Below are 15890 nucleotides of genomic sequence, written 5' to 3'. Positions count from 1 at the left end.
ATAATTCAGGCCTGTTCGAGGCCAGCGATGGTTTGCAGGAAAATCTCGCCGTATTTCTCAAGCTTGGCGGCGCCCACGCCGCTGACTTCCGCCAGCTCATCCAGGGTGCGCGGTTTGCGTTCCAGCATTCCAAACAGGGTAGTGTCATGGAAAATGACGTAGGGCGGCACGCCCTGTTTGTCGGCCAGCTCCTTGCGGCAGGCTCGAAGCGCCTCCCAGCCGGCCTTGTCGGTAATCTGTTCTGAGACCGGCGAACCCGACCGGCCGCCGTTTGCCCGGCCGGTTGTCTTCTTGATTTCCGGATCCTTGCGCAGCTCAATGGTCTGCCGTCCTTTCAGCAGTGGCCGACACTGCTCGGTCAACTGGAGCGCACCATAGCCCTCCGGATCTGCGCGGAGGTAACCATTGGCCACCAGTTGCCGGTAGACCGATTTCCACTCGTTGGCACTCAGTTCCGTTCCAATGCCATAGGTTGACACCTGATGGTGCCCGGATTGGAGAATCCGCTCATTTTCCGAGCCTCGCAGAACATCAATCAGATAGGTAACGCCGAAACGCTGACCCGTTCGGAAAACGCAGGAAAGGGCTTTCTGGACGGCGACAGTTCCATCCCAGGTGTCCGGTGGATTCAGGCAGGTGTCGCAATTACCGCAGGGTTGCTCAAGCTCGTCCCCGAAATAACGCAGCAGCACCTGACGCCGGCAACTGGTGACCTCACAAAGACCCAGCATCGCATCCAGCTTCTGCCGTTCCACGCGCTTGAAATGGTCGTTACCCTGTGAGCTTTCCAGCATCTGACGCAGTTTGATGACATCCTGCAGGCCATAAACCATCCAGGCCGTAGATGGCTTGCCGTCACGCCCGGCCCGACCGGTTTCCTGATAGTAGGCTTCAAGGCTCTTCGGCAGATCCAGATGGGCGACAAAGCGCACGTCCGGTTTATCGATACCCATGCCGAAGGCGATGGTGGCAACAATAATCACCCCGTCTTCACGCAGGAACCGCTCCTGGTGATGGGCACGCTGTTCCGAGGACAGGCCTGCATGATAGGGCAGAGCGGTATAGCCTTTCTGGGCCAGGGTTTTCGCGGTGGCGTCGACTTTGTTCCGGGACAGGCAGTAGACGATGCCGCAATCGCCCTCATGTTCGGCTTTAATAAAATCCAGTAACTGTTTGTTCGCGTTTATTTTTGGCGCTATACGGTACTGAATGTTGGGGCGATCGAAGCCACTGACGAAGTGTCTTGCCTCTGTCAGTGACAGTCGTTCCGCAATTTCCTTTCGGGTTCGCTCATCCGCGGTTGCGGTCAACGCGATGCGGGGTACGCCTGGAAACTGTTCTGCCAGCATGCTGAGCTGAAGGTAATCGGATCGGAAATCGTGACCCCATTGGGACACACAATGGGCCTCGTCGATAGCGAACAGCGAGATGGAGGCGTCATGCAGCAATTCGATGGTGCGCGGCTGTATCAGTCTTTCAGGGGCGCAGTACAGAAGGTCAAGCTCACCGGTCATGAGCGCGTATTCAGTCGCCCGGGCCTGCTCGAAATCCATGGTTGAATTCAGGAACGCAGCCCGGACCCCTAGCTCTTTCAATGCCGCAACCTGGTCCTGCATCAGGGCAATCAGAGGTGAAATTACGATCGCAGTGCCCGAGCGAACCAGCGCCGGCACCTGGTAGCAAAGAGATTTACCGCCGCCCGTCGGCATGAGCACAAGTGCATCGCGGCCTTCCGATACTTCCCGGATGATGTCACCCTGAAGCGGACGGAAGGATTCATAACCAAAGACTTCGTGCAGCACCTGTTCCGGATCACGGCCCGAGGTGGTTGGGCGCTCGGTGGAAAGCTGTTCGAAATCCTGATCAAGATACATAGAATAACCGGTTGCTCGGCTTGGAGCCGCTGTATTGATTCGGGTGGAGTGCCGGGTTCGGCGCAGTGGCGAATGATACCAGATTAACCCTGAGGATTGGCCAGCAAACCCACGGGCCGGGTGGAGGCAAACTAATCTAAGAAACGCTACAATACCGCGTTTTTGAACCACCGTTTCACGCCATACTGTGACAGACACTGATAACAACAGGGCTTCCATGCAGGAATTTGATGCCATCCGTCCCTATTCGGACGAAGAAACCGGCGCTGCTATCAACCGCCTGGTCAACGATCAGGAATTTCTGGATATGGTCGGTCGCTTCAAGTCACCGACTCTGGCCCGCTGGGCGCCGGCCATGTTGCGTGTGTTTACCCGTCGCTGGTTAAACAGCCATTTTGGTCACTACACACGAGTCGATGATCTCCAGGCCGGGCTTTCCAGCTACGTGGGTGAGCTGGTTGAGAGCACAACCACGCGAGTAACGACCAGCGGGCTGGAGAACCTCGACAAGCGCGGCGCCTATCTGTTTATTTCAAACCATCGGGACATTGTTTTCGACCCCATGGTGGTGAACTACCAGCTGTTCCAGAATGGTTTCCATACCACCCGAATTGCCATTGGCGACAACCTGCTTGCCAACCGGGTGTTCGCTGAAATGATGCGACTGAACAAGAGCTTTGTAGTGCGACGCAGCATGACAAGCCCCCGCGAGATGCGTGATGCCTACATCACACTCTCCGGCTTTATCAACCACAGCATCGATACCAATCACAGCATATGGATTGCCCAACGCGAGGGCCGGGCGAAGGACGGGCTGGACTTTACCGATCCCGCCATCATCAAGATGTTCTATATGAGCCGTAAGAAAAGCGGGCTCGGTTTTGACGAAGCCATGAATCGGCTGCATGTGGTGCCAGTTTCCATTGCCTACGAGTACGATCCGTGCGATGCCGACAAAGCCCAGGAGCTGGAAACCCGGGCCCGGACCGGCCAGTACATCAAGCGAGAGGGTGAAGATACCGAACAGATCATGAAGGGACTGACCGGTTTCAAAGGGCACGTGCATGTGCACTTTGGTGCGCCCATCCATGATTCACCGGATAACCCGAAAGATCTGGCCGCCCGTATAGATCGGGAGATGCATGCAAACTATCACCTGCATGCCTCAAACCTGGTGGCTTATCAGCAGCGTGGTCTTCATCCCCAGGCCCACGATACGCCGGATACCGTCAGCGATTCAGTGGTCACTGCCGAAACCTGGTCACCGGCGGAAATGGAAGCTGCTGAAGCCGAGATGGAGCGGAGACTGGAAGCCTGCGATCCGGCCATCCGGCCTTATCTGCTGGATATGTATGCCAATCCAGTGGTTACCGCGCTCGAGGCCAATGCCGAGAAATCCGGCCATTCCGAATAAACCGGTACATAATTTTCAGACATGAGGTAAACCGTGCAGGATCTTCAGTACATTGAGATTGAAACCGGGGAAAACCCTACCGCAGCCGTCATCTGGCTTCATGGCCTTGGTGCGAGCGGCCACGACTTCGAGCCCGTAGTGCCGGAACTGGGCCTGCCGGAAGATACAGCGGTACGCTTCATCTTTCCCCATGCGCCCAATCTGCCTGTCACCATCAACGGTGGCATGTCCATGCCCGCCTGGTACGACATCAAGGCCATGGATATCGACCGTGTGGTGGATACGGAACAGTTGCGGGCGTCTGCCGATGCGGTCGCCAAACTGGTCGAGCAGCAAAAACACAAAGGCACCCCGCCGGAGCGCATTATCATCGCCGGATTTTCCCAGGGAGGCGCCGTTGCCTATGAACTGGGGCTCAGCTACCCGGAACGTTTTGGCGGTGTTCTGGCGCTTTCAACCTACTTCGCCACCGCGGACACGGTTCAACGCTCAGAGGCCAATGCTGATGTGCCGATCAGCGTGTATCACGGAACCTTCGATCCGATGGTGCCGGAATCACTGGGTGTGCGCAGTGTCGAAACCCTGAAGGAGATGGGCTACGACCCTTCGTATCAGACATTCCCCATGGAACACAGTGTGTGCCTCGAGGAAATACAGGACATCGGCCGATTCATTCGCCGGCACCTGCTTTGAGGCACCGCCATGCCCTGGGTCAGACCCAGAGCATGGCGCCCATCTCCAGCGGATGTGTCAGTGATTCGTGATGGGGGTACATCCTGAGCCTGAGAGTCTGCAAGCCGGGATAGGGGGGTTGCACGCGTGTGGAGAACACGGTTCGCCCCTCCGCTTCGCTTTCCTTATCCAGCAAGAAACTGTCGGGCCCCGGGCTGTTATGGGTGCCGGTACATTCTGGGCTGACCAGGCACTCCACCCGCACATCCTCCGCTGACAGGCCATTGAGCCTTGCCTCGACTCTGAGTTCTACGCCGCCATCATGGGGGCAGGCAGCTTCGACGCAGCCAACCACGTTTAATTCCACTCCCGGCCAGGCATGCCTGACCCTTGCCTTCCAGTCTGCCAGTTCTTTGGCAACCTCGCCGTTGTCGGCCATCAGCAAAGCACCCTGGGTTGATGCCGGCTGGTAATAGTTATTGACGTAATCCATCACCATACGCCGGGCGTTAAACCTTGGTGTGATCGACTTCATCGAAGCCTTGGATCGCTGGACCCAGCCTTTCGAAAAGCCCTGGGAGGCGCGCTCGTAGTAGAGGGGAACCACTTCGAATTCGAGCAGATCGATCAGGTCCCGGGCCTCTTCCTCATTCCGGAATTCAGGGTCCAGTTCGGTATCCCTGGGAGGGATGCCCCAGCCATTTTTGCCGTCATAGCCTTCGCCCCACCAGCCGTCGAGCACGCTGAGATTAAGAGCGCCATTGAGGGCTGCTTTCTCGCCGGAGGTGCCACTGGCCTCTTTCGGGTATTCCGGTGTGTTCAGCCACACATCGACGCCACTGAGCAGCCTGCGGGCCATGGCCTGGTCATAGTCCTCCAGGAGAATCAGGTGCCCCATCAACGAAGGGTGCATGGAAAGGTCGTGGATTACCTTGATCAGTTGCTGACCGGGTTTGTCCTTGGGATGGGCCTTGCCGGCAAATACCAGCACCACCGGGCGGTCCGGATCGGTAAGGATGCTTTCGAGGCGTTCCAGGTCCGAGAAGATCAGCGTCGCGCGTTTGTAGGTGGCGAACCGCCTTGCAAACCCGATAACCAGCGTGTCTTTTTCCGAGGAAACAAGCTGCCGGGTCATCCTGTCAGTGACGGAATGGCCGGTGCCGTTGCGTTTATGCTGGCGCTTGAGCCGCTGGACAATGTATTCGCCCATTTGCTGTTTCAGGGCCTTGTGAACGCTCCAGTAGTGATAGTCCGGGATCTGGTCGATAAACTTCCAGAATTCCGGGTTCCGGAGTTCACTTTTCCACGTGGGCGCCTGTATATCGAACAGGCTGGACCATTCCGGCGCCAGAAACGTCGGTACGTGCACACCGTTGGTAATGTACCCGATAGGGTTTTCTGCCGACGGCACCTGGGGCCAGATATCGCCCTCCATCAACGAGGCGACACCACCGTGAATCCGGCTCACCCCGTTGTGGAAACGAGAGCCGCGCAGGCCCAGACTGGTCATGTTGAAACTGTCCCCACCGTCCTTCGAGCCCAGGGCAAACACCTGATCAAAATCCAGGGCAGATTCCTCGATATATCGCCCCAGGGCATGATGAACGAGGGAGCGGGGGAAGATGTCGTGGCCAGCCGGTACCGGCGTATGCGTTGTGAACAGCGTTGCGCCGGCAACGGCTTCAAGCGCGGCCTCGAAACTCAACCCGGAAACCATGGTGTGCCTGCAGCGTTCCAGAATCTGGAATGCGGCATGGCCCTCGTTGATATGCCAGACGGTCGGCTTTAGGTTCAGCGCCTCCACAACCCGGGTTCCACCAATGCCAAGCAGCATTTCCTGGCTGATCCGCGTGGACTCGTCGCCACCGTAAAGCTGGAGCGTCAGATCCCGGTCTTCCGGGCCGTTTTCTTCGGTATTGCTGTCCAGCAGGTATAAGCGGATATGGCCTACGCGGGCTTCCCACACACGCGCCACAACATCACGCCCGGGGAAGGGGACGGAGACCTTGAGCCACTTGCCGTCTATCTCCACCGGTGAAATAGGCAATTCATCGCTGGAATGGGACTGATAGCGCGCAATCTGCTGACCGTGGGCGTCGATACTCTGGATAAAGTAACCCTGCCGATACAACAGACCCACAGCGATAAAGGGCAGGGCCAGGTCACTGGCGGCCTTGCAATGGTCGCCGGCAAGGATGCCCAAGCCGCCGGAATAGATCGGAAAACTTTCGTGGAAGCCGAATTCGGCACAGAAGTAAGCCACCAGGGCCTGTTCCGGATCGAGCTTCTCCGTCACTTCCGGGCCGGGGCCAGCCTCAAGATAGGCATCGTAGCTACTCAGAACCCGACGATACTCGGCCAGAAACGCCCGGTCTTCAGACGCTTCATCGAGTCGATCCTGGGCAACCCGCCGCAGGAAAAGCTTTGGGTTGTGCTCGACTTTCTGCCATAGCGGTAGGTCAATACGGACAAACAGGCTTCGAACCCCATGGTCCCAGCTGTAGAACAGGTCATTGGCAAGCTCTTCCAATCGCTCCAGGGGTTCGGGAAGCAGGGGATGAGCTTCAAGTCGGAATTCCGTTGCTTTATGCATGTTGGTTGCCTCCAGGCGGGCAAACGCTCGCACTAATCCAGCTGTTGTTGGTCACGTTCTTTGAGAATACGTTGATACAGATCGCCATAGGTGCGAGCCCGCTGCTTCCAGGAATAATCGATCGCCATGCCGTTATCCTGCAACCGCCGCCATTGCTTACGTTTTTCAAAAACCTGTAGCGCGCGGTTTACGGCAGCCAGTAACGAATCGGCATTGGCGCCGGTAAAAACGAATCCGGTGGCCTTGTCGATGCCAACCTCCTGAGGGTCCTGGACCGTGTCTGCCAGCCCGCCAACACCGTGCACCACCGGAATCGTGCCGTACCTGAGGCTGTACATCTGGTTGAGCCCACAGGGCTCGAATCTCGATGGCATCAGGAACAGGTCACATCCGGCTGTGATGCGATGGGAAAGCCCCTCGTTGTAGCCCAACGTGAGAGACATTTGCCCCGGCCATTGCCGGGCAAGGCGTTTCAGGGGCTCCTCGTAACTGGCTTCACCGGAGCCAAGAACGACAAACTGGCAACCCTGTTCCAGCAAGTGCGGCATCACCGAAACCAGCCAGTCCACGCCTTTCTGTTCAACCAGTCGCCCGATGAAGCCCAGTAGTGGACCGCCGTTTACCTCCAGCCCGAGCTCTTGCTGCAGGCCGGCCTGGCACTGCGTCTTATTCTTCAAGTGATCCCGGCCATAGTGAAAGGACAGTTCAGGGTCCTCCTCGGGATTCCAGACCCGGTTATCGATGCCGTTGAGAATGCCGGTGAGCGCGTCCTGGCGGTGTCGAAGCAAACCATCAAGTCCATTACCGAATTCCGGGGTCTGGATCTCGAGCGCATAGGTCGGGCTGACGGTGGTGATTCGGTCACTGAAAACGAGGCCGCCCTTGATGAACGAAAGCTGCCCGTAGAATTCAAGCTGCTCGAGGTTCCAGAGCGAATCAGGCAGACCCAGGGCACGGAAAGTCTCATGGGAGAAGAGTCCCTGGTAGGCGAGGTTATGGATGGTAAACACAGTGCCGGGCCTGTCGTGGTAGGCCTCGAGAAATACCGGTATCAGCCCGGTTTGCCAGTCGTTGCAGTGCACCAGATCCGGTCTCCAGGACAGGCCTGCCTCTCCCATGGCGATCATGGCGCCGACCTTTCCGAACAGCTCAAAGCGATGGGCATTGTCCCACCAGTCTTTGCCTTCCTCGTTCTTATAGGGGTTGCCAGGGCGATCAAACAATGGCGGACAGTCCACTAGCCATAGCGTGACAGCGGTGCCGGGCAGTCGGGTCTGCCAGAGGCTCACATTGTATTGCCCCAGCTGAAACCGCGCCTTTCTTCGAGAGCCTGCCTTTCTTGCCGCTTTCAAAGCATCGGGATAGCCCGGTAGAAGTATCTGTACGTCGTATTCCAGGCGGCAGAGCGCTTCCGGCAAACTTGCTGAAACGTCGGCAAGACCGCCGGTTTTCATCAAGGGATAAACCTCACTGGTTGCAAACAGCACCCGGATCATAAAGCCGGCCTCAGAATGATCGCGCCCAGTGGTGGCAGGGTTAGTTCCACGGACCACTCACGGTTCATCCAGGGCTGGGCATCCGCAGGCATGGGGTAGGGATTTCCCAGATTACTCCCACCGTAATACTCTGAATCGGAATTAAAAATTTCCCGCCAGTTGCCACCTTCAGGCAGGCCGATCCGATAGTGGTGTCTGGGCATCGGTGTGAAATTAACGACAATCACCGAGGTTTCGCCCTTGGCGGTGCGCAGGAAACTGATCACTGACTGGGGGGAATCATGGCAGTCAATCCACTCGAAACCATCCGGCTTGAAGCAGGCGCCATGTAACGACACCTCCCGCCGGTAGATACCGTTCAGGTCCTGAACCAGCTTTTTAATACCCTGATGCTCCGGGTAGGCCAGTAGAGACCAGTCCAGTTCCCGGGATTCACTCCACTCCCGCCGCTGGCCGAACTCACCGCCCATGAAAAGAAGTTTGGCGCCCGGGTAACTGAACATGTAGGTAAAAAGCACCCTCAAGGTAGCTCTCTGTTGCCATTCGTCGCCGGTCATTTTGTTGATCAGGCTACCTTTGCCATGAACCACTTCGTCGTGGGAAAGCGGCAGCAGGAAATTCTCCGAGAAGGCATAGAGCAGCCCAAAGGTCAGCTTGTCGTGATGATACTGACGATACACCGGATCCTGTGCCAGATAGTCCAGGGTGTCGTGCATCCAGCCCATGTTCCATTTCAGGTTGAACCCGAGTCCGCCAATTTCCGGTGGCCGGGTTACACGCGGCCAGGAGGTCGATTCTTCCGCACAGATCAGCGTTCCGGGGAAGCGGCTCTGACAGACCTGGTTCAATTCCCGCAGGAACTCAATGGCTTCGAGGTTTTCATGGCCGCCATGAACGTTGGGCTCCCACTCGCCTTCCTTGCGGGAGTAGTTGAGGTACAGCATGGACGCCACCGCATCCACCCTAAGCCCGTCGATATGAAAGGCGTCCAGCCAGAACAAGGCACTGCCGATCAGGAAGTTCCGCACCTCATGCCGGCCATAGTTGTAGATGAGTGTGCCCCAGTCCTGATGGCGCCCTTTGCGGGGATCTGCATGTTCGTAAAGCGCGCTGCCATCAAAGCGGGCAAGGGCGTGTTCATCGGTCGGGAAATGTCCCGGTACCCAGTCCAGAATCACGCCGATGTTGTGCCGGTGGCATTGGTCCACCAGATAACGAAGATCGTCCGGCGTGCCGAACCGACTGGTGGGCGCGTAGTATCCGGTCGTCTGGTATCCCCAGGATTCATCCAGGGGGTGTTCCGTGACCGGCAACAGTTCAATGTGGGTGAAGCCCAGTTCGAGCACATAGGGAATGAGTTGGTCGGCCAGTTCCCGATAGGTCAGCCATCGACCCGAACCGTGGTGGCGCCAGGAGGCGGCATGAACCTCGTAGATGGAGATGGGCGAATCCTGCCAGTTCCAGCGACCCCGCCGGGCCAGCCAGTCGCCATCGCCCCAGCCAAAGTGGCCGCGCTCGGTGACTACAGCAGCGGTGGAGGGCCTGAGCTCGAAAGCCTGTCCATAGGGATCGGTTTTCAGGATCTGCCGGCCTTTGTCCGTTGTGATGGCGAATTTATAGAGAGCGCCGTTACCGATGCCCGGGATAAAGCAGGACCAAACCCCCGTGCCTTCATGCAACGACATGGGATGGATGCCCGCGTTCCATTCGTTAAAGTCACCGGCAACACTGACGGCGCTGGCGTGCGGCGCCCAGACTGCAAACCGGACACCTTCCACACCTCGGTTCCTGCAGACATGGGCACCGAGCACGTTGTAAATGTGCCAGTGGCGACCCTCGGCAAAAAGGTGGAGGTCGAATTCGCTGAGCGTTGGACTGTCCATAGACCGTGCTGTTCCTGACCAGATGAGGCGCTTTGAGCGTCCCTTCATTGGACGCGAAAGGGCCTGTTTAAAAAATGACCCAAAACAAGTTTACGTCATAATTCCGTGCTAGTGTTCTACTATAGTTTAAGGCGTCAAAAACGTGGCAAACCCTTGCGGTTAAACGACCGGTTACAGGGAAGGTTTTCTTCAGGGAAGCAGCTATGCAAACGGCCAAGCGTTTCGTCAGTCGTCTCACTCGTCAGACTCTTGCACTGGTTCTTGCCGGAGGGCGGGGATCCCGCCTCCACGATCTCACCAAATGGCGGGCCAAACCGGCGGTGCCCTTTGGAGGCAAGTTCCGGATTATCGATTTTCCACTCTCGAACTGCATAAACTCCGGCATCGGGCAGGTTGGTGTAATCACCCAGTACAAATCCCATTCCCTGATCCGCCATATCCAGCGGGGTTGGGGGTTTCTCCGGGGAGAACTGGATGAGTTCGTAGAGCTCTTACCTGCGCAACAGCGGATCGAGACTTCCTGGTATGAAGGAACGGCAGACGCTGTACTTCAGAACCTCGACATCATTCGCAGCCACCAGCCAGAGTATGTGCTGATTCTTGCGGGTGATCACGTGTACAAGATGGACTACGGCACCATGCTGGCCCATCACGTGGAGAATGATGCCGATATTACCGTGGGCTGTATCGAAGTACCTCTCGATGAAGCCTCGGCATTCGGGGTGATGTCGGTAGATGACGAGTTGAGGGTCACCGAGTTCATCGAGAAGCCAGAACAGCCCAAGCCAATGCCGGGCCAGCCCGGAAAGGCGCTGGCATCCATGGGCATCTATGTGTTCAGTACCCAGGTGCTCTTCGACGAACTCATGCGCGACCAGCAGATGGATGGCGAATCGTCTCACGATTTCGGCAAGGACATTATTCCCTCCGTCATCAAGCGTCTGCGGGTGGTCGCATTCCCGTTCCGTAATCCGGTTGAGAACAAGCCGGCCTATTGGCGCGATGTGGGCACCGTTGACGCACTCTGGCAGGCAAACCTGGAGCTGATCGGAATCAGCCCGGAGCTCAATCTCTATGATTCCCACTGGCCGATATGGACCTATCAGGAACAGCTGCCACCGGCAAAGTTTGTTTTTGATGATGACAATCGACGAGGCATGGCTGTGGACTCCATGGTGGCCGGCGGCTGTATTGTCTCTGGCGCTCTGGTGAAGCATTCCTTGTTGTTTTCGCAAGTTAAGATTCATTCTTATAGTGAAATCTCGGATTCGGTCATCTACCCGGATGTCGAGATTGGCCGTCACTGCCACATCCGCAATGCCTTGATTGATCGTGGCTGCCGCATCCCCGAAGGGACGAGGATAGGTTTCGACGAGGCCGATGACCGGAAGCGGTTTCATGTATCGCCCAAAGGTATTGTGCTGATCACGCCCGAGATGCTCGGGCAGGATTATCCCCATGGCCTCTGACACCAAAACACCGGTTGTACTCTGCTGGCATATGCACCAGCCGTCTTATCAGGATATGCGCACTGATCAGTTCCTGTTTCCCTGGGTGTACCTTCATACCATCAAGGATTACAGCGACATGGCGGCGCATCTGGAAGCAAATCCGGACGCCAGGGCGGTAGTCAATTTTGCCCCGGTTCTGCTTGAGCAGATCGAGACCTACCTTATCCAGATTGAAAAATGGCGCCATGGCGCTGGCGAGATCGGCGATCCTTTGCTCGCAGCTCTGGTTGCAGAACAGTTGCCGGAAACCGGAACGCCTGCGTTTCTGGGATTGATCGAAAAGTCTCTGCGGGCCAACCGGGAACGGATCATCAATCGGTATCCGGCCTACGCGCAGTTGGCGGAGCTTGCAGAGGTTTACCGCAAAAAGCCCGAGCTGCAGAGATACATTTCAAGCCGGTTTCTTTCCGACTTGCTGGTTTGGTACCACCTTGGCTGGATGGGAGAAACCATCCGCAGAAGCAGCCATTGCATCCAGAGCCTTCAGGAGAAGGGCCACAACTTTTCGATGGATGACCGGAAGGCTCTTCTCGACGTGATTTTTGATGTGCTATCCGGCATCGGCCCAAGGTACCGGCATCTTGCGCAAAAAGGGCAGGTGGAGTTGTCTGTCAGCCCCTATACCCATGCCATGCTCCCTCTGTTGATCGACCTGGGTGCTGCCCGCGAGGCCATGCCGGATATTGCTTTGCCAGCACACAGCCATTACCCGGAGGGTGAAGCGCGCGCCGCATGGCAGCTCCAACAGGCTAGGACCGTTTTTCAGCGCTTCTTCGGTGTTGATCCCTCCGGCTGCTGGGCTTCCGAGGGTGGCCTTAGCCAGGCCACACTGGGCCTGCTGGATCAACATCAATTTCGATGGACTGCCAGCGGAGATTCTGTGGTGCACAACAGCCTCAATCTGGCCCGGCAGGACAACCCGGATTTGCCCGATGCCGGGATTCACCAGCCCTATACGTTCGGCGAATCGGATACCGCCATCTTCTTCCGTGACGACGGTCTGTCGGATCTGATCGGTTTTACTTATGCAGACTGGCACGCCAGGGATGCCGTTGGCGACCTGGTGCATCACATGGAAAACATTGCGGGGCAGGCCAAGGGCAAGACGAAGCCGGTGATTTCCGTGATCATGGATGGCGAAAATGCCTGGGAGTATTACCCCGAGAACGGTTTTCACTTCCTCGACGAACTTTATCGGGTACTGGCAAACCACCCCCGGCTCAGATTGACCACTTATGCCGATCTGGTGGCGAACCCCGTAGCCGCGCCGGTTCATTTGCCGCGTCTTGTGGCCGGCAGCTGGATTTACGGTACGTTCTCCACCTGGATCGGTGACCCGGACAAGAACCGGGCCTGGGATCTGCTCTGTGAAGCCAAAACCCACTTCGACCGGGTGATGGACAATGGCAGTCTCAATTCGGAGCAGAAAGCAGCCGCCATGCAGCAACTGGCTATCTGCGAAGGGTCCGACTGGTTCTGGTGGTTTGGTGACTATAACCCGGCCCAGATCGTCAGCGACTTTGAGCATCTGTATCGCCGCCACCTCGTCAATCTCTATGAAATGATCGGCTACCCGGCGCCGCCATCCGTGTTCCAGAAGCTCAGCCAAGGCAGTGGAGAACCGGCTCGCGGCGGTACCATGCGGCCGGGCCATGAGGCGGATCATCCTGCATGACTTCAGCGAACGACAAGGATCTGTTCAGTGCCCGAAGGGCAGGTGTGCTGCTTCACCCGACCTGCCTGCCCGGAAGCCTCGGTGTTCTGGGCGCCGGCGCCCGCCGGTTCGTCGATTTTCTGGCCGACAGTGGCATTACCGTCTGGCAGACACTGCCTATTGGACCAACCCACCAGGATCTTTCACCGTACCAATCCCTGAGTGCCCACGCGGGCAACCAGGATTTTATTGACCTCGCTGAACTGCTGCAGACCGGACTGCTGGCCGATGCTGAACTGGCCCAGCCCATCGCCGAATCCCGCCAGCAGCTGCTGGCTATCGCCGCCCAACGGTTTTACGAGGGCCATGCCACAGGCCGGAAGGGCTTTGATCTGGCCGGATTTGAAGCTTTCCGGGCAAGAAATGATTACTGGCTGGATGATTTCTGTCTGTTCTGCGCAATCCGGGAGGTTCAGGAGTCGCCAGGCTGGCTCCAGTGGCCAGAGCACTTGAGGGATCGGGAGCCGGCTGCCTTGCAGGCCTTTGTCGACCAAAACCAGGCCAGGCTGGCTCGCATCAGGTTTGAGCAGTTCCTGTTCAACCACCAGTGGCAGGCACTCAGGGACTATGCACGAAGCCGCAATGTTTTGCTGTTTGGTGATATCCCCATTTTTGTCGCTCAAGACAGCGCCGATGTTTGGGCCAACCGACAGTTCTTCAAACTGGACGCCCGGGGCGAACCCACTGTGGTTGCCGGTGTGCCGCCGGACTATTTTTCCGAGGAGGGCCAGCACTGGGGTAATCCACTCTACAACTGGCAGGTCATGGCGGAAGATGGCTACCAGTGGTGGCTTCAACGGCTCGAAAGCCAGCGCCATCTGTTCGATCTGATCCGGATAGACCATTTTCGGGGGCTTCAGGCCTATTGGGAGATCCCGGCTGAGGCCCCTCAGCCACGAAACGGCTATTGGGTTCCCGGCCCCTCTGACCATTTTCTACAGGCCTGCTTCGACCGGTTCCCGGATTTACCCCTGGTAGCCGAAAACCTCGGCATCATCAGCGACGATGTGGAAGAACTTCGTCATCGCTTCCGGCTGCCGGGGATGACTGTGATGCAGTTTGGCTTCGACGGCAGCCCAAACAATCCGCATCTGCTTCACAACCACCAGCCCCGGGATCTTGTCTACACCGGCACCCACGATAACGACACAACACTGGGGTGGTACCGGAGCCTGGATGACCGTACCCGGCACTATGTAAATGATTATCTGGCCACCAGTGGTGATGGGATGCCATGGCCGGTAATTGAAGCGGCGTTCCGTTCGGTCTGCTCACTGGCCGTGGTGCCGATGCAGGATTTCCTCGGTCTTGGAACCGAGGCAAGGTTCAATACGCCGGGCACCATTACAAATAACTGGACATGGCAACTGGACTGGAATTTTCCCGAGAAAGACTTGTCGAAAATAATCGCTGAATCGGTAAAACGACATGGGCGCCTCCCTCCGGTCTGAGCATTTTTTGATCAGCATCAACGAGGCGGGCCCCAACCTTCGATATAACACACAAGCAGTATCAACAATTGGCGTTCAAGATGAGTCACGAGGGGGGAACATGGAACACAGACTCAGTAAACGCGTACAGGGAAAGCTTGGGCTGTTGGTATACAAGCGCGGGATGCCGGTTGCGACCGGTCAGATTCGCGATGCCTCCAAACGTGGTCTGTTCATTGCCACGGACTACACTGACGTTCAGTTAAACCAGACGGTGGAACTGGAGTTCCGTTTTCCGGATACCCAGGAAAAGCGGTTCCGTCGGCTGAAGGCCCATGTTGTGCGGAAGTCAGACCGCGGCCTTGGTGTCGATTTTGAAGGCGTCGAGAACGACAGTTTTACAATTTCTTCACTGATCAACTGGCTTAAAAACCACCACATGCCAGTCAACTATTTTCCTGCCCGCAGGAAACAAGCCTGAAGAACACCCAAGGGAGAGGATCTGTTCATGGAACGACTTAAAGGTAAAGTGGCCGTGATCACCGGTGGCTCCGTTGGCATCGGAGCCGCAACAGCGCTCCGAATGGCAGAGGAGGGCGCTGCTGTCGCCATTCTCGACTGCCAGGATTCCGAGGGAGAGGCCCTGGCTAAACAACTTGAAGGCCGCGGTCTGAAGGCGGGTTACTGGCACTGTGACGTAAGCAAGGAACAAGAGGTCAAACAGGTTCTGGACGCCGTTGCCAATACCTTCGGTAGCCCGACTGTACTGGTGAACAACGCCGGCATTGCCGGGGCGAACAAGCCGACCCATGAACTCACGGAAGAAGAGTGGGACCATGTTCAGGATGTGAACGTCAAGGGCGTGTTTTTCTGCACCAAGCACGCCATTCCCCACATGAAAAAAGCGGGCGTTGGCAGCATTATCAACCTGTCATCCATTTATGGGCTGGTGAGTGCGCCGGATATTCCGCCTTATCATGCCTCCAAGGGCGCCGTGCGTTTGATGTCCAAAACCGACGCCCTGTTGTATGCCACTGAAAACATTCGCTGCAATTCCATTCACCCCGGGTTTATATGGACCCCGCTGGTTGAGGCCCACCTCAAAACGACCGGACAGGACCCGGAGGAAGCTAAAAAGGCCACGGCGGCAATGCATCCTGTCGGTCACATGGGCGAGCCGGATGATATTGCCTGGGGCGCTGTCTATCTAGCCTCCGACGAATCGAAGTTTGTGACCGGGAGTGAACTGGTGATTGATGGCGGTTATACCGCTCGATGATGTCCCGACCAACCTGAGCGGAGT

General features: G+C 57.0%; 11 protein-coding genes. 7 read left to right on the top strand and 4 right to left on the bottom strand.

Annotated features, from left to right (window positions below; translation table 11 throughout):
- Positions 1–5: 5 nt before the first annotated feature.
- A complete protein-coding gene (gene recQ, locus MDHKLMBL_RS18635) occupies positions 6–1874 on the bottom strand; it encodes a DNA helicase RecQ (protein WP_014577099.1) in 1869 nt (622 codons plus the stop codon).
- 217 nt (positions 1875–2091) lie between these two features.
- Between recQ and MDHKLMBL_RS18630 the strand changes: the two genes are divergently transcribed.
- Both MDHKLMBL_RS18630 and MDHKLMBL_RS18625 read left to right on the top strand, forming a co-directional pair.
- Positions 2092–3288 (top strand): lysophospholipid acyltransferase family protein, encoded by a 1197-nt coding sequence (locus MDHKLMBL_RS18630; protein ID WP_008169692.1) that lies wholly within the window; start codon positions 2092–2094, stop codon positions 3286–3288.
- A 33-nt stretch (positions 3289–3321) separates the two neighbouring features.
- Positions 3322–3981 (top strand): alpha/beta hydrolase, encoded by a 660-nt coding sequence (locus tag MDHKLMBL_RS18625; protein WP_104271937.1) that lies wholly within the window; start codon positions 3322–3324, stop codon positions 3979–3981.
- A gap of 19 nt (positions 3982–4000) precedes the next feature.
- Here the strand turns inward: MDHKLMBL_RS18625 and glgP are convergent, their stop codons facing one another.
- Genes glgP through glgB form a run of 3 tightly spaced genes read right to left on the bottom strand, consistent with a single transcriptional unit; the run spans position 4001 to position 9932 of the window.
- Positions 4001–6553, bottom strand: a complete 2553-nt coding sequence (glgP, locus tag MDHKLMBL_RS18620; RefSeq protein WP_199185538.1) for an alpha-glucan family phosphorylase — start codon at positions 6551–6553, stop codon at positions 4001–4003.
- 32 nt (positions 6554–6585) lie between these two features.
- Positions 6586–8049 (bottom strand): glycogen synthase GlgA, encoded by a 1464-nt coding sequence (glgA, locus tag MDHKLMBL_RS18615; RefSeq protein WP_104271933.1) that lies wholly within the window; start codon positions 8047–8049, stop codon positions 6586–6588.
- Positions 8046–9932, bottom strand: coding sequence for a 1,4-alpha-glucan branching protein GlgB (glgB, locus tag MDHKLMBL_RS18610; protein WP_104271929.1), 1887 nt, complete (start codon positions 9930–9932; stop codon positions 8046–8048). Before glgB ends, glgA begins: the two co-directional genes overlap by 4 nt.
- 203 nt (positions 9933–10135) lie before the next feature.
- Between glgB and glgC the strand changes: the two genes are divergently transcribed.
- The 5 genes from glgC (at position 10136) to MDHKLMBL_RS18585 (ending at position 15866) form a co-directional block, all read left to right on the top strand.
- On the top strand, positions 10136–11401 hold the full coding sequence (glgC, locus tag MDHKLMBL_RS18605; protein ID WP_064230400.1) for a glucose-1-phosphate adenylyltransferase: 1266 nt from the start codon (positions 10136–10138) through the stop codon (positions 11399–11401).
- On the top strand, positions 11391–13118 hold the full coding sequence (locus tag MDHKLMBL_RS18600; RefSeq protein ID WP_104271924.1) for a glycoside hydrolase family 57 protein: 1728 nt from the start codon (positions 11391–11393) through the stop codon (positions 13116–13118). Before glgC ends, MDHKLMBL_RS18600 begins: the two co-directional genes overlap by 11 nt.
- Complete coding sequence (malQ, locus tag MDHKLMBL_RS18595; protein WP_053115313.1) at positions 13115–14608, top strand: 4-alpha-glucanotransferase; 1494 nt, start codon at positions 13115–13117, stop codon at positions 14606–14608. The genes MDHKLMBL_RS18600 and malQ overlap by 4 nt, the downstream gene beginning before the upstream one ends.
- Positions 14609–14708: 100 nt before the next feature.
- Entirely contained in the window at positions 14709–15068 is a 360-nt protein-coding gene (locus tag MDHKLMBL_RS18590; protein WP_049784470.1) for a PilZ domain-containing protein, read from the top strand.
- A 27-nt stretch (positions 15069–15095) separates the two neighbouring features.
- Positions 15096–15866, top strand: coding sequence for an SDR family NAD(P)-dependent oxidoreductase (locus tag MDHKLMBL_RS18585; RefSeq protein WP_053115312.1), 771 nt, complete (start codon positions 15096–15098; stop codon positions 15864–15866).
- Positions 15867–15890: the final 24 nt, after the last annotated feature.

This window comes from Marinobacter flavimaris (assembly GCF_002933295.1).
Classification (GTDB): Bacteria; Pseudomonadota; Gammaproteobacteria; order Pseudomonadales; family Oleiphilaceae; genus Marinobacter; species Marinobacter flavimaris.
Note: the sequence above shows the minus strand (reverse complement) of the source record. Positions and strands in the feature narration are given on the sequence as shown.

Coding starts and splice junctions, on each gene's coding strand:
- recQ (WP_014577099.1), bottom strand. CDS start 1,874: ATGTATCTTGATCAGGATTTCGAACAGCTTTCCACCGAGCGCCCAACC.
- MDHKLMBL_RS18630 (WP_008169692.1), top strand. CDS start 2,092: ATGCAGGAATTTGATGCCATCCGTCCCTATTCGGACGAAGAAACCGGC.
- glgP (WP_199185538.1), bottom strand. CDS start 6,553: ATGCATAAAGCAACGGAATTCCGACTTGAAGCTCATCCCCTGCTTCCC.
- glgA (WP_104271933.1), bottom strand. CDS start 8,049: ATGATCCGGGTGCTGTTTGCAACCAGTGAGGTTTATCCCTTGATGAAA.
- glgB (WP_104271929.1), bottom strand. CDS start 9,932: ATGGACAGTCCAACGCTCAGCGAATTCGACCTCCACCTTTTTGCCGAG.
- glgC (WP_064230400.1), top strand. CDS start 10,136: ATGCAAACGGCCAAGCGTTTCGTCAGTCGTCTCACTCGTCAGACTCTT.
- MDHKLMBL_RS18600 (WP_104271924.1), top strand. CDS start 11,391: ATGGCCTCTGACACCAAAACACCGGTTGTACTCTGCTGGCATATGCAC.
- malQ (WP_053115313.1), top strand. CDS start 13,115: ATGACTTCAGCGAACGACAAGGATCTGTTCAGTGCCCGAAGGGCAGGT.
- MDHKLMBL_RS18590 (WP_049784470.1), top strand. CDS start 14,709: ATGGAACACAGACTCAGTAAACGCGTACAGGGAAAGCTTGGGCTGTTG.
- MDHKLMBL_RS18585 (WP_053115312.1), top strand. CDS start 15,096: ATGGAACGACTTAAAGGTAAAGTGGCCGTGATCACCGGTGGCTCCGTT.